General features: G+C 60.1%; 18 protein-coding genes. 10 read left to right on the top strand and 8 right to left on the bottom strand.

From position 1 onward, the window contains the following. Position 1: 1 nt before the first annotated feature. Positions 2-973: a DUF808 domain-containing protein gene (locus QQJ98_RS13935; RefSeq protein WP_284325954.1), complete on the top strand. Its 972-nt coding sequence runs from the start codon at positions 2-4 to the stop codon at positions 971-973. A 69-nt stretch (positions 974-1,042) separates the two neighbouring features. On the opposite strand, the gene tkt is transcribed toward QQJ98_RS13935, so the two are convergent. Continuing rightward, a complete protein-coding gene (gene tkt / locus QQJ98_RS13930) occupies positions 1,043-3,058 on the bottom strand; it encodes a transketolase (protein WP_284325953.1) in 2,016 nt (671 codons plus the stop codon). Positions 3,059-3,268: 210 nt separating this feature from the next. Between tkt and QQJ98_RS13925 the strand changes: the two genes are divergently transcribed. Genes QQJ98_RS13925 through QQJ98_RS13915 form a run of 3 tightly spaced genes read left to right on the top strand, consistent with a single transcriptional unit; the run spans position 3,269 to position 4,426 of the window. After that, positions 3,269-3,715, top strand: a complete 447-nt coding sequence (locus QQJ98_RS13925) for a hypothetical protein (RefSeq protein ID WP_284325952.1) — start codon at positions 3,269-3,271, stop codon at positions 3,713-3,715. Next, positions 3,708-4,079: a cell division protein ZapA gene (locus tag QQJ98_RS13920; RefSeq protein ID WP_284325951.1), complete on the top strand. Its 372-nt coding sequence runs from the start codon at positions 3,708-3,710 to the stop codon at positions 4,077-4,079. Before QQJ98_RS13925 ends, QQJ98_RS13920 begins: the two co-directional genes overlap by 8 nt. After that, a complete protein-coding gene (locus QQJ98_RS13915; protein ID WP_284325950.1) occupies positions 4,076-4,426 on the top strand; it encodes an MliC family protein in 351 nt (116 codons plus the stop codon). Before QQJ98_RS13920 ends, QQJ98_RS13915 begins: the two co-directional genes overlap by 4 nt. A gap of 94 nt (positions 4,427-4,520) precedes the next feature. On the opposite strand, the gene grxD is transcribed toward QQJ98_RS13915, so the two are convergent. From grxD to QQJ98_RS13885, 6 genes are all read right to left on the bottom strand, one after another. Beyond that, on the bottom strand, positions 4,521-4,883 hold the full coding sequence (grxD, locus tag QQJ98_RS13910) for a Grx4 family monothiol glutaredoxin (protein WP_284325949.1): 363 nt from the start codon (positions 4,881-4,883) through the stop codon (positions 4,521-4,523). Positions 4,884-4,953: 70 nt separating this feature from the next. Further along, positions 4,954-5,190, bottom strand: a complete 237-nt coding sequence (locus tag QQJ98_RS13905) for a BolA/IbaG family iron-sulfur metabolism protein (RefSeq protein WP_284325948.1) — start codon at positions 5,188-5,190, stop codon at positions 4,954-4,956. Between the two features lie 63 nt (positions 5,191-5,253). Continuing rightward, entirely contained in the window at positions 5,254-5,736 is a 483-nt protein-coding gene (locus QQJ98_RS13900) for a GNAT family N-acetyltransferase (protein ID WP_284325947.1), read from the bottom strand. Beyond that, complete coding sequence (locus QQJ98_RS13895; protein WP_284325946.1) at positions 5,733-6,182, bottom strand: GNAT family N-acetyltransferase; 450 nt, start codon at positions 6,180-6,182, stop codon at positions 5,733-5,735. Before QQJ98_RS13895 ends, QQJ98_RS13900 begins: the two co-directional genes overlap by 4 nt. Next, entirely contained in the window at positions 6,182-8,341 is a 2,160-nt protein-coding gene (purL, locus tag QQJ98_RS13890) for a phosphoribosylformylglycinamidine synthase subunit PurL (protein WP_284325945.1), read from the bottom strand. Before purL ends, QQJ98_RS13895 begins: the two co-directional genes overlap by 1 nt. Before the next feature lie 301 nt (positions 8,342-8,642). After that, positions 8,643-8,855, bottom strand: a complete 213-nt coding sequence (locus QQJ98_RS13885) for a hypothetical protein (RefSeq protein ID WP_284325944.1) — start codon at positions 8,853-8,855, stop codon at positions 8,643-8,645. 129 nt (positions 8,856-8,984) lie between these two features. Between QQJ98_RS13885 and QQJ98_RS13880 the strand changes: the two genes are divergently transcribed. Further along, on the top strand, positions 8,985-9,791 hold the full coding sequence (locus QQJ98_RS13880; RefSeq protein WP_284325943.1) for a hypothetical protein: 807 nt from the start codon (positions 8,985-8,987) through the stop codon (positions 9,789-9,791). A 108-nt stretch (positions 9,792-9,899) separates the two neighbouring features. Here the strand turns inward: QQJ98_RS13880 and QQJ98_RS13875 are convergent, their stop codons facing one another. Further along, the gene (locus tag QQJ98_RS13875; protein ID WP_284325942.1) at positions 9,900-10,793 is read right to left on the bottom strand and encodes a LysR family transcriptional regulator; all 894 of its coding nucleotides are present in this window, start codon (positions 10,791-10,793) and stop codon (positions 9,900-9,902) included. Between the two features lie 201 nt (positions 10,794-10,994). Here QQJ98_RS13875 and QQJ98_RS13870 point away from each other — a divergent pair, with 201 nt between their 5' ends. The 5 genes from QQJ98_RS13870 (at position 10,995) to QQJ98_RS13850 (ending at position 14,407) form a co-directional block, all read left to right on the top strand. Then, positions 10,995-11,870 (top strand): lysophospholipid acyltransferase family protein, encoded by an 876-nt coding sequence (locus QQJ98_RS13870; RefSeq protein WP_284325941.1) that lies wholly within the window; start codon positions 10,995-10,997, stop codon positions 11,868-11,870. A 40-nt stretch (positions 11,871-11,910) separates the two neighbouring features. Then, positions 11,911-12,723 carry a glutamate racemase gene (gene murI / locus QQJ98_RS13865; protein WP_284325940.1) on the top strand — a complete coding sequence of 271 codons (813 nt, stop codon included), beginning with the start codon at positions 11,911-11,913 and terminating at the stop codon, positions 12,721-12,723. Between the two features lie 297 nt (positions 12,724-13,020). Then, the gene (locus QQJ98_RS13860; protein ID WP_284325939.1) at positions 13,021-13,302 is read left to right on the top strand and encodes a BrnT family toxin; all 282 of its coding nucleotides are present in this window, start codon (positions 13,021-13,023) and stop codon (positions 13,300-13,302) included. After that, positions 13,295-13,525, top strand: a complete 231-nt coding sequence (locus QQJ98_RS13855; protein ID WP_284325938.1) for a BrnA antitoxin family protein — start codon at positions 13,295-13,297, stop codon at positions 13,523-13,525. Before QQJ98_RS13860 ends, QQJ98_RS13855 begins: the two co-directional genes overlap by 8 nt. Before the next feature lie 132 nt (positions 13,526-13,657). After that, positions 13,658-14,407, top strand: coding sequence for a DUF1684 domain-containing protein (locus tag QQJ98_RS13850; protein WP_284325937.1), 750 nt, complete (start codon positions 13,658-13,660; stop codon positions 14,405-14,407). The last annotated feature ends 39 nt before the right edge of the window (positions 14,408-14,446 follow it).

Raw genomic sequence — 14,446 nt, 5'->3', positions numbered from 1 at the left:
CATGAGCGGACTACTGGCACTTCTGGATGACGTGGCGGCCATCGCCAAGGTAGCTGCGGCTTCCATCGACGATATCGCGGGGGCTGCGGCCAAGGCGGGGGCGAAAGCCGCCGGCGTGGTGATCGACGATGCCGCCGTGACGCCGAAATATGTCCACGGCTTTGAGGCCAAGCGCGAGTTGCCGATCATCTACCGCATTGCCAAAGGCTCGTTGAAAAACAAGCTGATCATCCTGCTGCCCGCGCTTCTGGCGCTGGACAGCTTTCTGCCGCAGGTGATCACGCCCCTGCTGATGTTCGGCGGCGCCTATTTGTGCTTCGAGGGCGCAGAAAAGGTCTATCACGCTCTGGTGCCGCATAAGGATCACGCGGTCGAGGCCGATTTCGACACCAAAGACCCGGCCCGGCTGGAGGAGGAAAAGGTCGCAGGTGCGATCAAGACCGATTTCATCCTGTCGGCCGAGATCATGACGATCTCGCTCGCCGCAATCCCGGATAGCGGCTTCTGGATGGATGCGATCACCCTCGCCATCGTCGGCGCAATGATCACCGTTGCGGTTTATGGCGCTGTGGCGCTGATCGTGAAGATGGATGATATCGGCCTGCATATGGCGGCAAACCGCAAAACCGCCGCCGCACGCGCCTTTGGTCGCGGTCTTGTCACCGCGATGCCAAAACTGATGAGCTTTCTCTCCACCGTCGGCACCCTCGCCATGCTGTGGGTTGGCGGCAATATCATCACGCACGGGCTGGATGTGTTGGGTGTGCATGAACCCTATGGCACCATCCACCATTGGGCGGTTGCAGCGGGGCAGGCAATTCCACAAGCTTCAGGTCTGGTCGAATGGGCAGTGACGGCAGCCTGTGACGGTGTGATCGGATTGGCGTTGGGCCTGCTTTTGATCCCGATTGCCACCCGCATCATCATCCCCGTCTATGCCGCGATCACTGGAACGAAAAAGGCCGCGCATTAAGCGCGGCCCAATCGAACCAAAATCAAGCAGGGTAGGGTGGGGATTTTTCCCCCACCGCCCGCCATCGGATCAAAGCATCGCTTTAACCTTCGCCACAGCATTTTCCGCCGTGATCCCGAACTCTTTGTACAAACGCTCCATCGGGGCAGAGGCGCCAAAGCTCGACATGCCGACGAAATCGGCTTTGCCATCGCGGCCACGCTCGCCCAGCAACCAGCGATCCCAGCCCTGACGCACACCGGCTTCAATCGCCACCCGCACCGGTCCGGGCGGCAGCACCTTGCGGCGATAGGCCTCGTCCTGCGCTGCAAACAGCTCCATCGACGGCATCGACACAACCCGCGTGCCAATACCTTCGGCTTGCAGCAGATCACGCGCCTTCAGCGCGATTTCCACTTCCGAACCCGTCGCCATCAGAATGACCTGACGCTTGCCGACAGCTTCTTCCAGCACATAAGCGCCTTTGGCGGTCATGTTGGTGTTGGTATGGGTCTTGCGCACCGTCGGCAGATTCTGACGGCTCAGCGCCAGCACCGAAGGGGTTTTCTTCGAGGTAAACGCAATCTCCCAAGCCTCAGCAGTCTCAACCAGATCGGCAGGGCGGAAGACGTAAGTGTTGGGAGTAGCCCGCGAAATCGCCAGATGCTCCACCGGCTGGTGCGTCGGGCCATCTTCGCCCAAACCGATGGAATCATGCGTCATCACATAAACCACCGGCACACCCATCAGCGCAGACAGACGCATCGCAGGCCGCGCATAATCGGTGAAGCACATAAATGTGCCGGAATAGGGCCGCACACCACCATGCAGCGCCATGCCGTTCATAGCCGAGGCCATGCCATGCTCACGGATGCCGTAATAGACATAACGGCCCTTGCGATCCTCAACCCCGAACACGCCCAGATCGGCAGTTTTGGTGTTGTTCGATCCGGTCAAATCGGCCGAGCCGCCGATGGTTTCCGGCAACACCGGGTTGACCGCTTGCAACACCTTTTCGGACGCCGAACGAGTCGCCAGTTTCGCGCCAGCCTCAGTCGCCGCCTTCTTCACACCGCGAATGATCGCAGGCAGCTTTGCTGGCACATCGCCCGCAAAAATCCGCGCGAATTCAGCCTGCTTGGCGGGCGACAAAGCCGCCATCCGCGCCTCCCAAGCCGCACGCGCCTCACCACCGCGCACGCCAAACGCCTCCCACTGCGCCTTGATCGCCGCCGGGATCACGAAAGGCTCCGAAGTCCAGCCGTAAAGCTCTTTGACGGCTTTCATCTGGGCCGGATCGGTCAAAGCGCCATGGCCCTTCGAGGTATCCTGCGCCGCGTGACCCAACGCGATATGGGTCTTGCAATCAATCAAGGTGGGTTTGTCCGATTTCTTCGCGGCCGTCAAAGCCCGGTCAATATCCACCGGATCATGCCCGTCGCAATGCAGCACGTTCCAGCCGCTTGCCGCAAACCGCGCCCGCTGATCCGTCACATCCGACATCGACACTTTGCCATCAATGGTGATGCCGTTGTTGTCCCACATCACGATCAGGCGGCTCAGCTGCTGCTTGCCCGCCAGTGCAATGGCTTCCTGCGAAACGCCTTCCATCAAGCAGCCATCGCCCGCGATCACATAAGTGTAGTGATCCTGCACCTTGGATCCCCAACGCGCCCGCAGATTCTCCTCGGCAATCGCAAAGCCAACCGAATTGGCAATACCCTGACCCAGCGGCCCGGTGGTGGTCTCCACGCCCGAGACATGGCCATATTCCGGATGGCCCGCCGTAATCGCGCCCCATTGCCGGAAATTCTTGATCTGCTCGATCGTCACATCGGCATAGCCCGTGAGATACAGCAGCGAGTAGATCAGCATCGAGCCATGGCCCGCCGACAGAATGAACCGATCGCGGTCCGCCCAACGCGGCGCTTTCGGATCGAACTTCAGGTGCCGCTCGAACAGCACGGTTGCAACATCCGCCATGCCCATCGGCATACCAGAATGGCCGGAATTGGCGGCGGCGACGGCGTCCAACGTTAAAGTGCGGATGGCGGCCGCGCGCATCCAGTGGTCAGGGTGGGCGGTGCGAAGCGTCTGGATATCCAAGGCTGATGTCCTGTTCATAAGATTGGGTGGGCTGAAAGCTGCATAACAGCCCTTGCGGCAAGATCAAGCGCGCCCCGCAAGGCCTTGGACGCAAAAGACAAGACGGCCCCGCACCAAGCGGCTAAGATCAGGCTTGACGCAGACTTTGCTGATTCGCGCGCAGCGATGGGGCAGGGCCAGCACCTAAGATACAGAAAGGGCGTAAGACCCATGCAGGACATCACCGAACTGGAACGGCGCATCACCGCCGCGCTTGAGCGCATCGGGCGCGGCGTCGAAAGCCTCAGCGCTGCCGTGCCGATGCCCTCCGACAACCCGACAGCCATGCTGCCCGAAAGCGATTTCGCGGCGCTGAGCGAAAAACTCGATGAAGAACGCATGCTCAACGCGCAGCTGCAAGAACGCCTGCGCGCCGTGCACCTGAAGGACGAGGCCGAGAAAGCCGCCCTCACCGCCCAAATCGCAGCCCTCACCGCAGAGCTTTCCGAGTTGCGCGATCTTGCCGAAAACAGCGTGATCGAACCCGAATACATCAATCAATCCCTGCAATCCGAACTCGACGCCCTGCGCGCCGCCCGCGCGTCCGAAGCTGAAGAGCTTTCAGAGATCATCGCCGCCCTGAACCCGCTGATAGAAGAGGCCGCCGCCAATGCCTGATCTGGAAATTGCCATCGGTGGCCGCAGCTTCACCGTGTCTTGCCAACCCGGCGAAGAACATTTTCTGCGCGGCGCCGCCGCCATGCTTGATGCCGAGGCAGCCCCTCTGGTCGCCCAAATGGGCCGCTTGCCCGAAACCCGCATACTGTTGATGGCCGGGCTGATGCTCGCTGACAAAGCCGCTGCGGTCGAGGATGAAAACCGCCAGCTCAAATTGAAATTGGCCGAGATCGAATCCCGCCCGCAGCCCGAGCGTGAAAAGCTTGAAGTCGCCGTCGTCCCACCCGGTCTGCGCGAAACGCTGGAAGAAATCGCCGCCCGCGCCGAGGCTATGGCCGCTTCGGTCGAGGAACGTCTGCAATGATCCGCACATGCGTCCTGCTGCTGGGTTTGCTTGCGGCTTGCACGCCCGAAACCCCGCCGCCCGCCGCTTCTGACGCAAGTGATCCGAATGCCGTGCAATATCTCTGCGCCGATGGCACCAAAATTGCGACCCTGCTGGGCACCGACGGAAATCTGAAGCTGACCCTCAAGGGCGAAAACTTCAATCTGATCGCGGAGCAATCCGCCTCGGGCAATCGCTACGGCTGGCCGTCAGATGGCTCCAACTATGTCTGGTGGACCAAGGGCGACGAGGGCACGTTGTTCTGGAAAGACGGCACCAAAGGCGGCGCAGAATCCATCCTGCACGCCAAGTGCAAACAGCAATAATCAAACGCCGAAGTCTACGGCATTTGATTAAAATTTGCTTTCATCTGTTCCTAAATATCCCGGGGGCGCGGGGGCTGGCCCCCGCTCAACCCCTTCAACCAGCGTTGGCCTCGCGGATTTTATCCGCCGCCGCCTTGTCATAGGCCACGCCATTGGCCTCAAACAACGCATCCAACTCGCCCGACAAAGTCATCTCGATGGCAATATCGCAGCCGCCGACAAACTCGCCCTTGACGTAAAGCTGCGGAATCGTTGGCCAATCCGAAAATTCCTTGATGCCTTGCCGCACTTCTGCATCCGCCAGCACGTTCACATCGGTATAATCAACACCAAGGTAATTCAAAATTCCCGCCACCTTCGACGAGAACCCGCATTGCGGCATCATCTTGCTGCCCTTCATGAACAGCACCACGTCGTTCTTCGTCACAGTGTCTTTGATCGTATCCAAAGCGGTCATATGCGCCATCCTTATTGCGGTTTGCCGATTTCAACGGCCCGGATTGCCCGAAAGCAAGCCTACTTCATTCTTATTCCAACGCCTTCGTCGTCAGCGCCAATGCATGCAGCGCCCCTGACGGCCCATCCATCTTGCCCTTCAAACTGGCATAGACCGCGCGCTGTTGTTGCACGCGGTTCATGCCCTTAAAGCTGGCATCAATCACCTCGGCCGAGAAATGCGCGCCGTCGTCGCCCTGCACGGTAATCTTCGCCTGCGGAAACGCCGCGCGGATCAAGGCTTCAATTTCATGGGCTTCGATGGCCATTCTGCACTCCTGAATATCTTGCGCCAAATGTAAGCTTGGGGCAGGGGCGCTGCAAGGGGCCAATCAGCCCCGCTGCCACTCACTCCGCAGCATGCCATAGAGCATCAGATCAACCACCCGCCCCAACGCAGGCCGATACCAATGGCCGCGCAACCGCCCCTCCAGCACAAACCCCGCCCGCACATAAGCCGCCTGCGCCCGCAAATTTTCACCCGAGGCATCCAGCCACAGCCGTTGCGCCGCCAGATCGGCAAAAGCATAGCTGATCATGGCGCGCAAAAACGCCTGCCCCTCGCCGCGCCCAGCCAAGTCCAGCGCCAGCCTGCGCAATTCGACCACACCCGAACCATCCTGCGGCACGCCGTATAACGCAAAGCCGCGCGGGCCGTGATCGTCGTGCCAGATCAGCAGTAGCGCTGCGGGGTCGCTGAGATAGCTTGCAAGTTTGGTTTCATCATCATCGGTGATGAAAGGCGCATATTCGGCGCGCCCCGCGAGGCTGCGGATAAAGCCGAAATCGGTGGGCAGGGCAGGGCGCAGTTTCACAGCTGCCAGTCCCGTGCAAGGATGGCCATAAAGATGCAATCTGCCCATTCTCCATCCGGTCGCTGCCAGCACTCCCGCATCACGCCTTCGCGGATGAACCCGCAGATTTCGAACAGATGCAGCGCCCTCGCATTGTCATAGGTCGTATCCAACCCAAGCCGATGGCCGTCCAGCGCTGTAAACACCTGCGCCTGCACTGCCCGCACCAAGGCGCGCCCTTGTCCGGGCACTGTCGAGACGACCGCAGCCAAACTGAACACGCCCGGATGCCAGCGTTTCAGCGCGGCAAATCCCGCAACTCGACCTTCGAACTGCCACACAAAGAGCAGCCCCTCATTGGCCGCCGCTGCAATCTGAAGCGGTTCGGGCGGATCAATGTAGCGCTCCTCGGCCAGCCAAAGTGCCTCGATCACGGCAATGTCTTGCGCCGTGGCGGCCTGCAGCATCAGCCGACGGCTTTCTCAAACGCGCCACGATACAGCGCCGACAGCTCGGCCAAGCTGGCCTTGTCGCCGCCGAAATCCACCACATCGCCACCAAAGCGGCCAACGCGCACAACCTCGACACCGCCCAGCAACGCCGCCGCTTCCAGCGTTGCAGCCCCGGCTTCATCCACCGCCACCAGATAGCGCGCCTGATCCTCGCCAAACAGGGTGGCCACATCGCCCGCGATCAGCGACAGCCCCAAACCTGCGCCCTCTGCCATCTCAAACGCCGCCAAGGCAAGGCCCCCATCGGCCAAATCGGTGCAAGCCCGCAGCGCCTTGCGGTTGGCCAGAATGAAATCACCACTGCGCTTCTCGGCATCCAGATCAACCGCAGGCGCATCGCCCGCCTCAATCCCAAATGCCTCGGCCAACAGTGCAGACTGGCCCAGATGCCCAAACGTCTCACCCACCACCAGCGCCAAGTCACCCGCCACAGGGCGCCCCGCGATCAACGCGTCCAGCGAGGCCAAAATCCCCACCGCGCCAATCGTCGGCGTCGGCAAAATGCCCGAGCCATCCGTCTCATTATACAAAGACACGTTGCCCGACACGATCGGCATATCCAGCGCCGCAACCGCAGCCCCAATGCCCTTGATCGCCCCCACCATCTGCCCCATGATTTCGGGCTTTTCCGGGTTGCCAAAGTTCAGGTTATCCGTCGTGGCCAAAGGCTTGGCCCCCACAGCGATCAGGTTGCGATAAGCTTCCGCCACCGCCTGCTTGCCGCCCTCAAACGGGTTCGCCTTGACATAGCGCGGCGTCACATCGGACGTGAACGCCAGCGCCTTGCCCGTGCCATGCACCCGCACCACACCCGCACCAGCCCCCGGAGCCACCACCGTATCCGCCCCAACCATGCTGTCATACTGCTCGTAAACCCAAGCCTTTTGCGCATAGTTCGGCGAGCCGATCAGCGCCCGCAGCCCCGCAATCGCGCCAATGCTCGGCACATCCCCCAACGGCAAAGCCGCCGGCGTTTCCACCCAGGGCCGATCATATTCCGGCGCGCTCGACGACAGTTTCGACAAGGGCAGATCGGCCTTCACCTCATTGCCATGCAGGATCAGAAAACGATCTTCCGGGATCGTCTCACCGACAATCGCAAAATCCAGATCCCATTTCACGAAAATCGCCCGCGCCACATCCTCAAGTTCCGGCTTCAGAACCATCAGCATCCGCTCTTGGCTCTCAGACAGCATCATCTCATAGGCCGTCATGTTGGTTTCGCGCTGCGGCACGTCATCCAATTGCAGCTTTATCCCCAAACCGCCCTTGTCGCCCATTTCCACAGCCGAGCAAGTCAGCCCCGCCGCCCCCATATCCTGAATGGAAATCACCGCACCCGAGGCCATCAGCTCCAGACACGCCTCCAACAGCCGCTTTTCGGTGAAGGGGTCGCCAACCTGCACGGTCGGGCGTTTTTCCTCGATCGTATCGTCAAACTCGGCGCTCGCCATCGTCGCACCGCCCACGCCATCGCGCCCGGTCTTGGCCCCCAAGTAAACCACCGGCATCCCCACACCAGAAGCCACCGAGTAGAAAATCTTATCCGCATCCGCCAACCCTGCGGCAAACGCATTCACCAGACAGTTGCCGTTATACGATTTGTGAAAGCGCACCTCGCCGCCCACGGTCGGCACACCAAACGCATTGCCATAAGACCCCACGCCCTCGACCACGCCCTTGACCAGATAGGCGGTTTTCGGATGCGACGGCACCCCGAACGACAGCGAGTTCATCGCCGCAATCGGGCGCGCGCCCATGGTGAACACGTCGCGCAAGATCCCACCGACCCCCGTGGCAGCGCCCTGATGCGGCTCGATGTAAGACGGGTGGTTATGCGACTCCATCTTGAAGATCACCGCCTGCCCGTCGCCAATATCGACCACGCCCGCATTTTCCCCCGGCCCACAGATCACCTGCGGCCCCGTCGTCGGCAAAGTGCGCAACCAGCGTTTCGAGGATTTATACGAACAGTGCTCATTCCACATCGCGCTGAAAATCCCCAGCTCGGTGAACGTGGGCTCCCGCCCGATGATCTCCAGCAGCCGCGCATACTCATCCGGCTTCATGCCATGTTTAGCGATCAGATCGGGGGTGATTACGGGGTCGGTCATGATCGCATCCTCATCGGTTTTGGCAGCGGATTTCCTTGCGCGCGACATAAGCCAAACCCCCGCCAAGGGGAAGCGCAAAGGCATCCGCGCCACAAATTCCCTGAGAATTTCGACCCTTTGGAAAAAAAAACGTGCCCCGCAAAACCACAGCACCCGCGCGTGTGGCGATCTGGTGCTGCATGCGGATGCTGCGCCCGCGCCGCACAAGGCACAAGCGACCCCAAACCACCTTGCGGTTGATCTTCACCTGCAACCAACCTCACCGCGGCATCTGCACAAAGCTGCACCCCGCGCCCGGGAATCACCGGAACCGAACCTTGCCGATGCCCGCGCCATAGCTCTGGCCCGCCATCCCGCCAACGCCACCTTCTTGCGCGCCCGCCAGAAAAAACTGCCGCGCTAACGGGCAGTTAACAAAAATCCAGCCAGAATGAAAAAAAAGGCCGAGCTTTCGCTCGGCCAAGTCCAACAGGGAGGTATGAAGCAGCAAGAGCGAACTCAACCGCTGCTTCATGGCGGTGTGTATACCTATGCGCGCTTTGCCTCAATAATGATCAGACTGCAAATGCAGCAATGCCGTCATGCACGCGGCGCATAGCTTTGACCGGATGGTCAGTTTTTGGCGGTGATTTGGGCGCAAGACGTGTCACAGAACACTTACTCATATTTCCACCACACTCTCCTGCTTAAAGGGGCAAAGAATGGATGGTTAGGTGAGACGGTGCGATTTTTTGTAGCTTTGATGTGCTGCGGACTTTGGATCGTGGCGGCACAGCCAGCTTTGGCCTCGCCTCAGACTGATGCGAATGAGATCGTCGCGCATTATGTCAACGATGCCGATTTCAAGACTACCCTAAGCAAAATGTGGGCGGATGCCTACGCCAGCAAACTCTCTGCCGTGTTGGCCGCGCGGGCTGTGACTGTGGTCGATCAAAAGCGGTTTACCGCGTTGGTTATGGAGTCCACAGGCGAGCCACCCTTCAAACGCCTTGAAAGGAACACTTCTGCAACGCTTGCTCAAATCTGGCAGCCAGCGGAACTTAAAGCGCTGGCGGACTCCTTGCGCCATCCACAACTGAGATCGCGCGATCTCACCTCAGGGCAGACGAACGTCGCGCCAATCACTACGGACAGCCTCGATCAGGCGCTTTCGGTTGCAATGAGCAAGATGCAGCAACAGATCTCGGCGCTTCGACAGCGCGAAACAAGCCGGGGTGAGGCCGCGCTGTTTTCAGTCGCCATCGCCCTTATTGGCGGCATGGCGCAAGAAACCCACAAGATCGAGATTGATCTTAGCGCCCCATACGTTGCTGAGATGCTTGAGGTGGATGGAGTCTTCCGATTCACAAATCGTATTGCGCGAAACGACCTTATCCGTGAACTGCGTCGCTCCGATCCAGCGCAACGCTCTGGCATCGTCTGGCGAAAACCAGCACGCGCAGCGCCCTGAACGCCGTGCGGCGGCATGTCGCAATGATTAACAGCGTGTGAATGACGAGCGATAACCCCTTGATTTCTATAAAACGGCAAGCCTGTCCACGCGTGGACACACCCCAGCCTACAACTGCTGCCGTTTACGAAACGCGAAAATCTCTTCCTGCACGAAATCCCGGAAGGCCGAGACTCGCTTGGAATGTCGCAACTCCTCGGGGTAGGCCAGAAACACCGGCACTTCTGTCGATTCCGTCTCGGGCAGCACCCGCACCAGATGCGGGAAATCCTCGGTCAGATAATCCGGCAGCACCCCGATGCCCAGATGGTTCAAGACCCCCTGCAGCACCCCGAAATAGTTGTTCACCGTCAGGGTGGACGGAATATCATGCGCCATCAGATCCGCCACCAGATTGGCCCCCGCCGCCACCTGCGCCGTGCCCGCATGCTGACAAATCAAGCGATGCTGGGTGAAATCATCAATCGTCGCAGGCGTGCCATGCTCGGCCAGATACTCCGGCGTCGCATAAAGCCGCATCCGAATGTTCATCAACCGCTTGCGGATCAGATCGGCCTGCGACGGCTCCTTCATCCGAATGGCCACATCCGCCTCGCGCATCGGCAGATCAAGCACACGCTCTTCCAGCATCAGATCAATCTTCAGACTGGGGTATTTCTTGTACAGCGCGGGCAACCGCGGCGCCAACCACAACGTCCCAAACCCTGTCGTCGTCGTCACCCGCAACTCGCCAAACACCTCATCCTCGGAATCGCGGATCCGCGCCGCCGTCGCATCCAGCCGTTTGACCATCGCTTGCGTCGCATCATACAGCAACTCGCCCTGTTCCGTCAGGATCAACCCCCGCGCATGGCGGTGGAACAGCGTCACCGAAAGGCTCTCCTCCAGCGCCCGGATCTGCCGACTGACCGCCGATTGCGACAGATGCAGAACATCACCCGCATGAGTGAGGCTGCCCTTTTCGGCAACCGCATGAAAAATGCGCAGCTTGTCCCAGTCCATCGGTCCCTCAGAATTATTTCGCGTATGATACCATAAGCCTGCTTATCTATGCACAAAATCCGCCCTGTAAACGGGGCATTTCGGTAATTTTTCCCACTTCTTGACAAGATTATCCCGCGCGCCCGTCATTTAAGCGTCACGCACAGCCATTACCCTGCATCAAAGCTGCCATTCCGCCCGCGCAACACCCGAGGCCCCCAGATGCAAACCAACATCAGCCGCGACATCTCTTACGCCACATCGGCCCGCACCAAACCCGGCCGCGCGCTGATCCGTGTGCTGGAAAACGTCTCGGGCCGCCGCAGCCTGATCGCCCGCGCCTCGGGGTACGAGGATGACATCGCGCAAGGCCGCTCATTCTGGCAAGTGATGCCCGATCGCTATGGCCTGTCGCTGGATCTGATCGCAGGCGCGCTTGCCAATATCCCGCGCAGTGGCCCGTTGGTGCTGATCGCCAACCACCCCTATGGCATCCTTGATGGCCTGATGCTGGGCCATATCCTTGACGCAACCCGCGGCGATTTCCGTATACTCTCCAACGCCGTGTTCCGCCGGGCCGAGGCTTTGAACAAAGTCCTGCTGCCGATTTCGTTCGATGAGACCAAGGAAGCCACCCGCATCAACCTGCAAACCCGCGCCACAGCCCTTGAATACCTTTCCGAGGGCGGTGCCATTGGCATTTTTCCCGGTGGCACCGTCTCGACCTCACGCAAACCATTTTCCCGCCCGATGGACCCCTCTTGGCGCAATTTTACCGCCAAAATGATCGCCAAATCCAACGCAACCGTGGTGCCGATCTATTTCGAGGGTCACAATTCACGCCTGTTCCAACTCGCCTCGCGCGTCCATTCCAACCTGCGTCTCGCCATGTTGCTGAAAGAGTTCAAATCCCGCACCGACACCCCTGTCCGTCTGGCCATTGGTCAGCCCATTCCCACCGCCACCCTCCAATCGCTGAAATCCGACCCCACCGCGATGATGGAAACCCTGCGTCAAGCCACCTACGCCCTTTCGCAGCAGAACATTCCCTCCTATGCTTTGGGCTACGAGTTCGAGGCGAAATACAAATCCCGCTAAACCGCAGCCTCAAGACTGCGAAAACGGGCAGGGGGGCAACATGGCAGTAGGCGTTTTTGATTCCGGCATCGGCGGGCTGACAGTGCTGGACGCGCTGCAAAAGCGCCTCCCCACCACCCCTTTTGTCTATTTCGGCGACAACGCCCATGCCCCCTACGGTGTGCGCACCCATGACGACATCTTCAATCTGACCTGTGCGGCGGTCGAACGCCTCTGGGCCGAGGGTTGCGATCTGGTGATCCTCGCCTGCAATACCGCCTCGGCAGCCGCCCTGAAACGCATGCAGGAAACTTGGCTGCCGCCCGAAAAGCGCGTCCTTGGTGTGTTCGTGCCGCTGATCGAGGCCCTCACCGAACGCCAATGGGGCGACAACTCCCCGCCGCGCGAAGTCAGCGTCAAACACGTCGCCCTGTTCGCCACCCCCGCCACAGTCGCCTCCCGCGCCTTCCAACGCGAACTCGCGTTCCGCGCCATCGGTGTCGATGTCGAAGCCCAACCCTGCGGCGGCGTTGTTGATGCCATCGAGCAAGGCGACGAAATCCTCGCCGAAGCCCTTGTGCGCAGCCATGTCGAGGCCCTGAAACGCCGCATGCCCCACCCACAAGCCGCCGTTCTGGGCTGCACCCACTACCCGCTGATGGAAAAAACCTTCGCCGAAGCCTTGGGGCCGGAAGTCAAAGTCTATTCCCAAGCCAACCTCGTCGCCGAATCCCTCGCCGACTACCTCACCCGCCGCCCGGAAATGCTGGGGCAGGGCACGCAAAGCAAATTCATCACCACCGGCGACGCGGCCTCCGTCTCCAACAAAGCCACGCAATTCCTGCGCAAGAAGGTGGTGTTCGAGGCGGCGTGACCCCTCGGCCCCAAATTCCCGCCCCGGTAGGGTGGGGCTCCACCCAACCACCTCACAAATCTCCAATTTCACATTGGCCCAAATACTCCCCGCGGAGCGTTCCGAACGATCAATCCTCGGATCGGATTGGCGGTATCACGCGACGGTGGCAGTCCTCCCAAAAGCGTTCAGATCAATTTCGCGGTTCTGCAAAATTCATCATCCTGCCTGAAAATTTACCCCGTCTTAACCATCCTGCCGGTTGCTACAGAGACCAAGTGTCGCCCTTGCACTTCCGAATTTATGTAGCTACATTAAATGCAGATAGAATACGACCCCGCCAAACGCGACGCGACCCTGCTCAAACGGGGTTTGGACATGGCCGCAGCAAGCGCAATCTTTGAAACTGAGATTCTCACCGTTAAAGATGATCGCATGGACTACGGCGAAGTTCGGTTTGTAACAGTTGGATATATGAACGGCCGGATGATGTTTGTGGCATGGACACCAAGGGGCGGCGTGAGGCGCATCATTAGTATGAGGAAAGCAAATGACCGTGAAATTGCCAAGTTCAGCATCGAGCAAGGTTTTGGTGATTGATCCTGCCTCAGAGCCGGATGACGATCTGCCTGATATGACCACCCCCTACTGGGCTGCCAAATTCGCCGCAGCCCGCGTCCAGCGTGGCCGCCCAAAATCCGCCACGCCCAAAATCTCCACCACCCTGCGCCTTGACCCCGAGGTGCTGGAAGCCTTCAAATCCAGCGGCCCCGGCTGGCAAAGCCGTATGAACGACGCCCTGCGCAAAGCCGCAGGTCTGTAGGGTGCGTGATCTCACGCACCTTCCACAAGCGGCGCAAACCTTAACAAACCCTTAAATCCACTGCCCCACCCCCTTGAATACAAACAACAAAAATAGGTCCCGAGTTGGGACCACCCCAAAAGGCCCCAAAAAATGCTCCCCCTAGACCAACACCGCGCCGCCCGTCTTGAAGCCCTGCAAGCCGAGGACGGCTGGCTGAACCTCACCGACCGGGTAGACCTTAATCCCGGCCCCCAAACGGTAGGCACCGCCCCCGACAACCAAATCCAACTCTCCACCGGCCCCGCCCATCTTGGTCTGATCGACCCCACCGCCCAAACCCTGACCCCCCCCAACGCCGCCCCGCTCCCGTTCCAACCCGCCCCCGGCGGCTTCCCCCAACTGCGCGCCGGAACCCTCCTCCTCGAACTCCACACCGTTGACGGCACCCCAGCCCTGCGCGTCCGCGACCTGACCTTGCCACGGAAAGCCACCCTCCTTTACTTCCCCACCAACGAAACCCTGATCATCCGCGCCCGCTGGCATGCCCTACCCACCCCCGTCGCCCAATCCATCGACCAGAAGGGCGGTGCCACCACAACCGTCAGCCTGACCCACACCGCCCATTTCACCCATGACGGCCACGCCATCACCCTGCTGGCCACACACTGGAAAGACGGCAAGCCGATGTTCGTGATCCGTGACCAGACGAGCGGACGCGAAACCTACCCCGCCTCACGCTTCCTGATCGGCGAGGATGCCACCGACACAGAGATCACCCTCGATTTCAACCGCGCCTTCACGCCCCCCTGCGGCTTCACCGATTTCGCGATCTGCCCGCTGCCGCCGCGCGAAAATATCCTGCCGTTTCGCATCGAGGCGGGCGAGCGCCTGACACCATAATTTCACTTGCATCTGCCCCCCTCAGCCGCCACATCTGCG

This window comes from Cypionkella aquatica (assembly GCF_030161095.1).
In the GTDB taxonomy this organism is placed as follows: domain Bacteria; phylum Pseudomonadota; class Alphaproteobacteria; order Rhodobacterales; family Rhodobacteraceae; genus Cypionkella; species Cypionkella aquatica.
The sequence above is the reverse complement of the archived record's forward strand: the minus strand, read 5'-3'. Positions and strand labels throughout refer to the sequence as shown.

Coding starts and splice junctions, on each gene's coding strand:
- QQJ98_RS13860 (WP_284325939.1), top strand. CDS start 13,021: ATGCAGATAGAATACGACCCCGCCAAACGCGACGCGACCCTGCTCAAA.
- grxD (WP_284325949.1), bottom strand. CDS start 4,883: ATGACCGCTTTGGATACGATCAAAGACACTGTGACGAAGAACGACGTG.
- purL (WP_284325945.1), bottom strand. CDS start 8,341: ATGACCGACCCCGTAATCACCCCCGATCTGATCGCTAAACATGGCATG.
- QQJ98_RS13935 (WP_284325954.1), top strand. CDS start 2: ATGAGCGGACTACTGGCACTTCTGGATGACGTGGCGGCCATCGCCAAG.
- QQJ98_RS13850 (WP_284325937.1), top strand. CDS start 13,658: ATGCTCCCCCTAGACCAACACCGCGCCGCCCGTCTTGAAGCCCTGCAA.
- QQJ98_RS13875 (WP_284325942.1), bottom strand. CDS start 10,793: ATGGACTGGGACAAGCTGCGCATTTTTCATGCGGTTGCCGAAAAGGGC.
- QQJ98_RS13915 (WP_284325950.1), top strand. CDS start 4,076: ATGATCCGCACATGCGTCCTGCTGCTGGGTTTGCTTGCGGCTTGCACG.
- murI (WP_284325940.1), top strand. CDS start 11,911: ATGGCAGTAGGCGTTTTTGATTCCGGCATCGGCGGGCTGACAGTGCTG.
- QQJ98_RS13920 (WP_284325951.1), top strand. CDS start 3,708: ATGCCTGATCTGGAAATTGCCATCGGTGGCCGCAGCTTCACCGTGTCT.
- QQJ98_RS13885 (WP_284325944.1), bottom strand. CDS start 8,855: ATGAAGCAGCGGTTGAGTTCGCTCTTGCTGCTTCATACCTCCCTGTTG.
- QQJ98_RS13925 (WP_284325952.1), top strand. CDS start 3,269: ATGCAGGACATCACCGAACTGGAACGGCGCATCACCGCCGCGCTTGAG.
- QQJ98_RS13895 (WP_284325946.1), bottom strand. CDS start 6,182: ATGCTGCAGGCCGCCACGGCGCAAGACATTGCCGTGATCGAGGCACTT.
- QQJ98_RS13905 (WP_284325948.1), bottom strand. CDS start 5,190: ATGGCCATCGAAGCCCATGAAATTGAAGCCTTGATCCGCGCGGCGTTT.
- QQJ98_RS13870 (WP_284325941.1), top strand. CDS start 10,995: ATGCAAACCAACATCAGCCGCGACATCTCTTACGCCACATCGGCCCGC.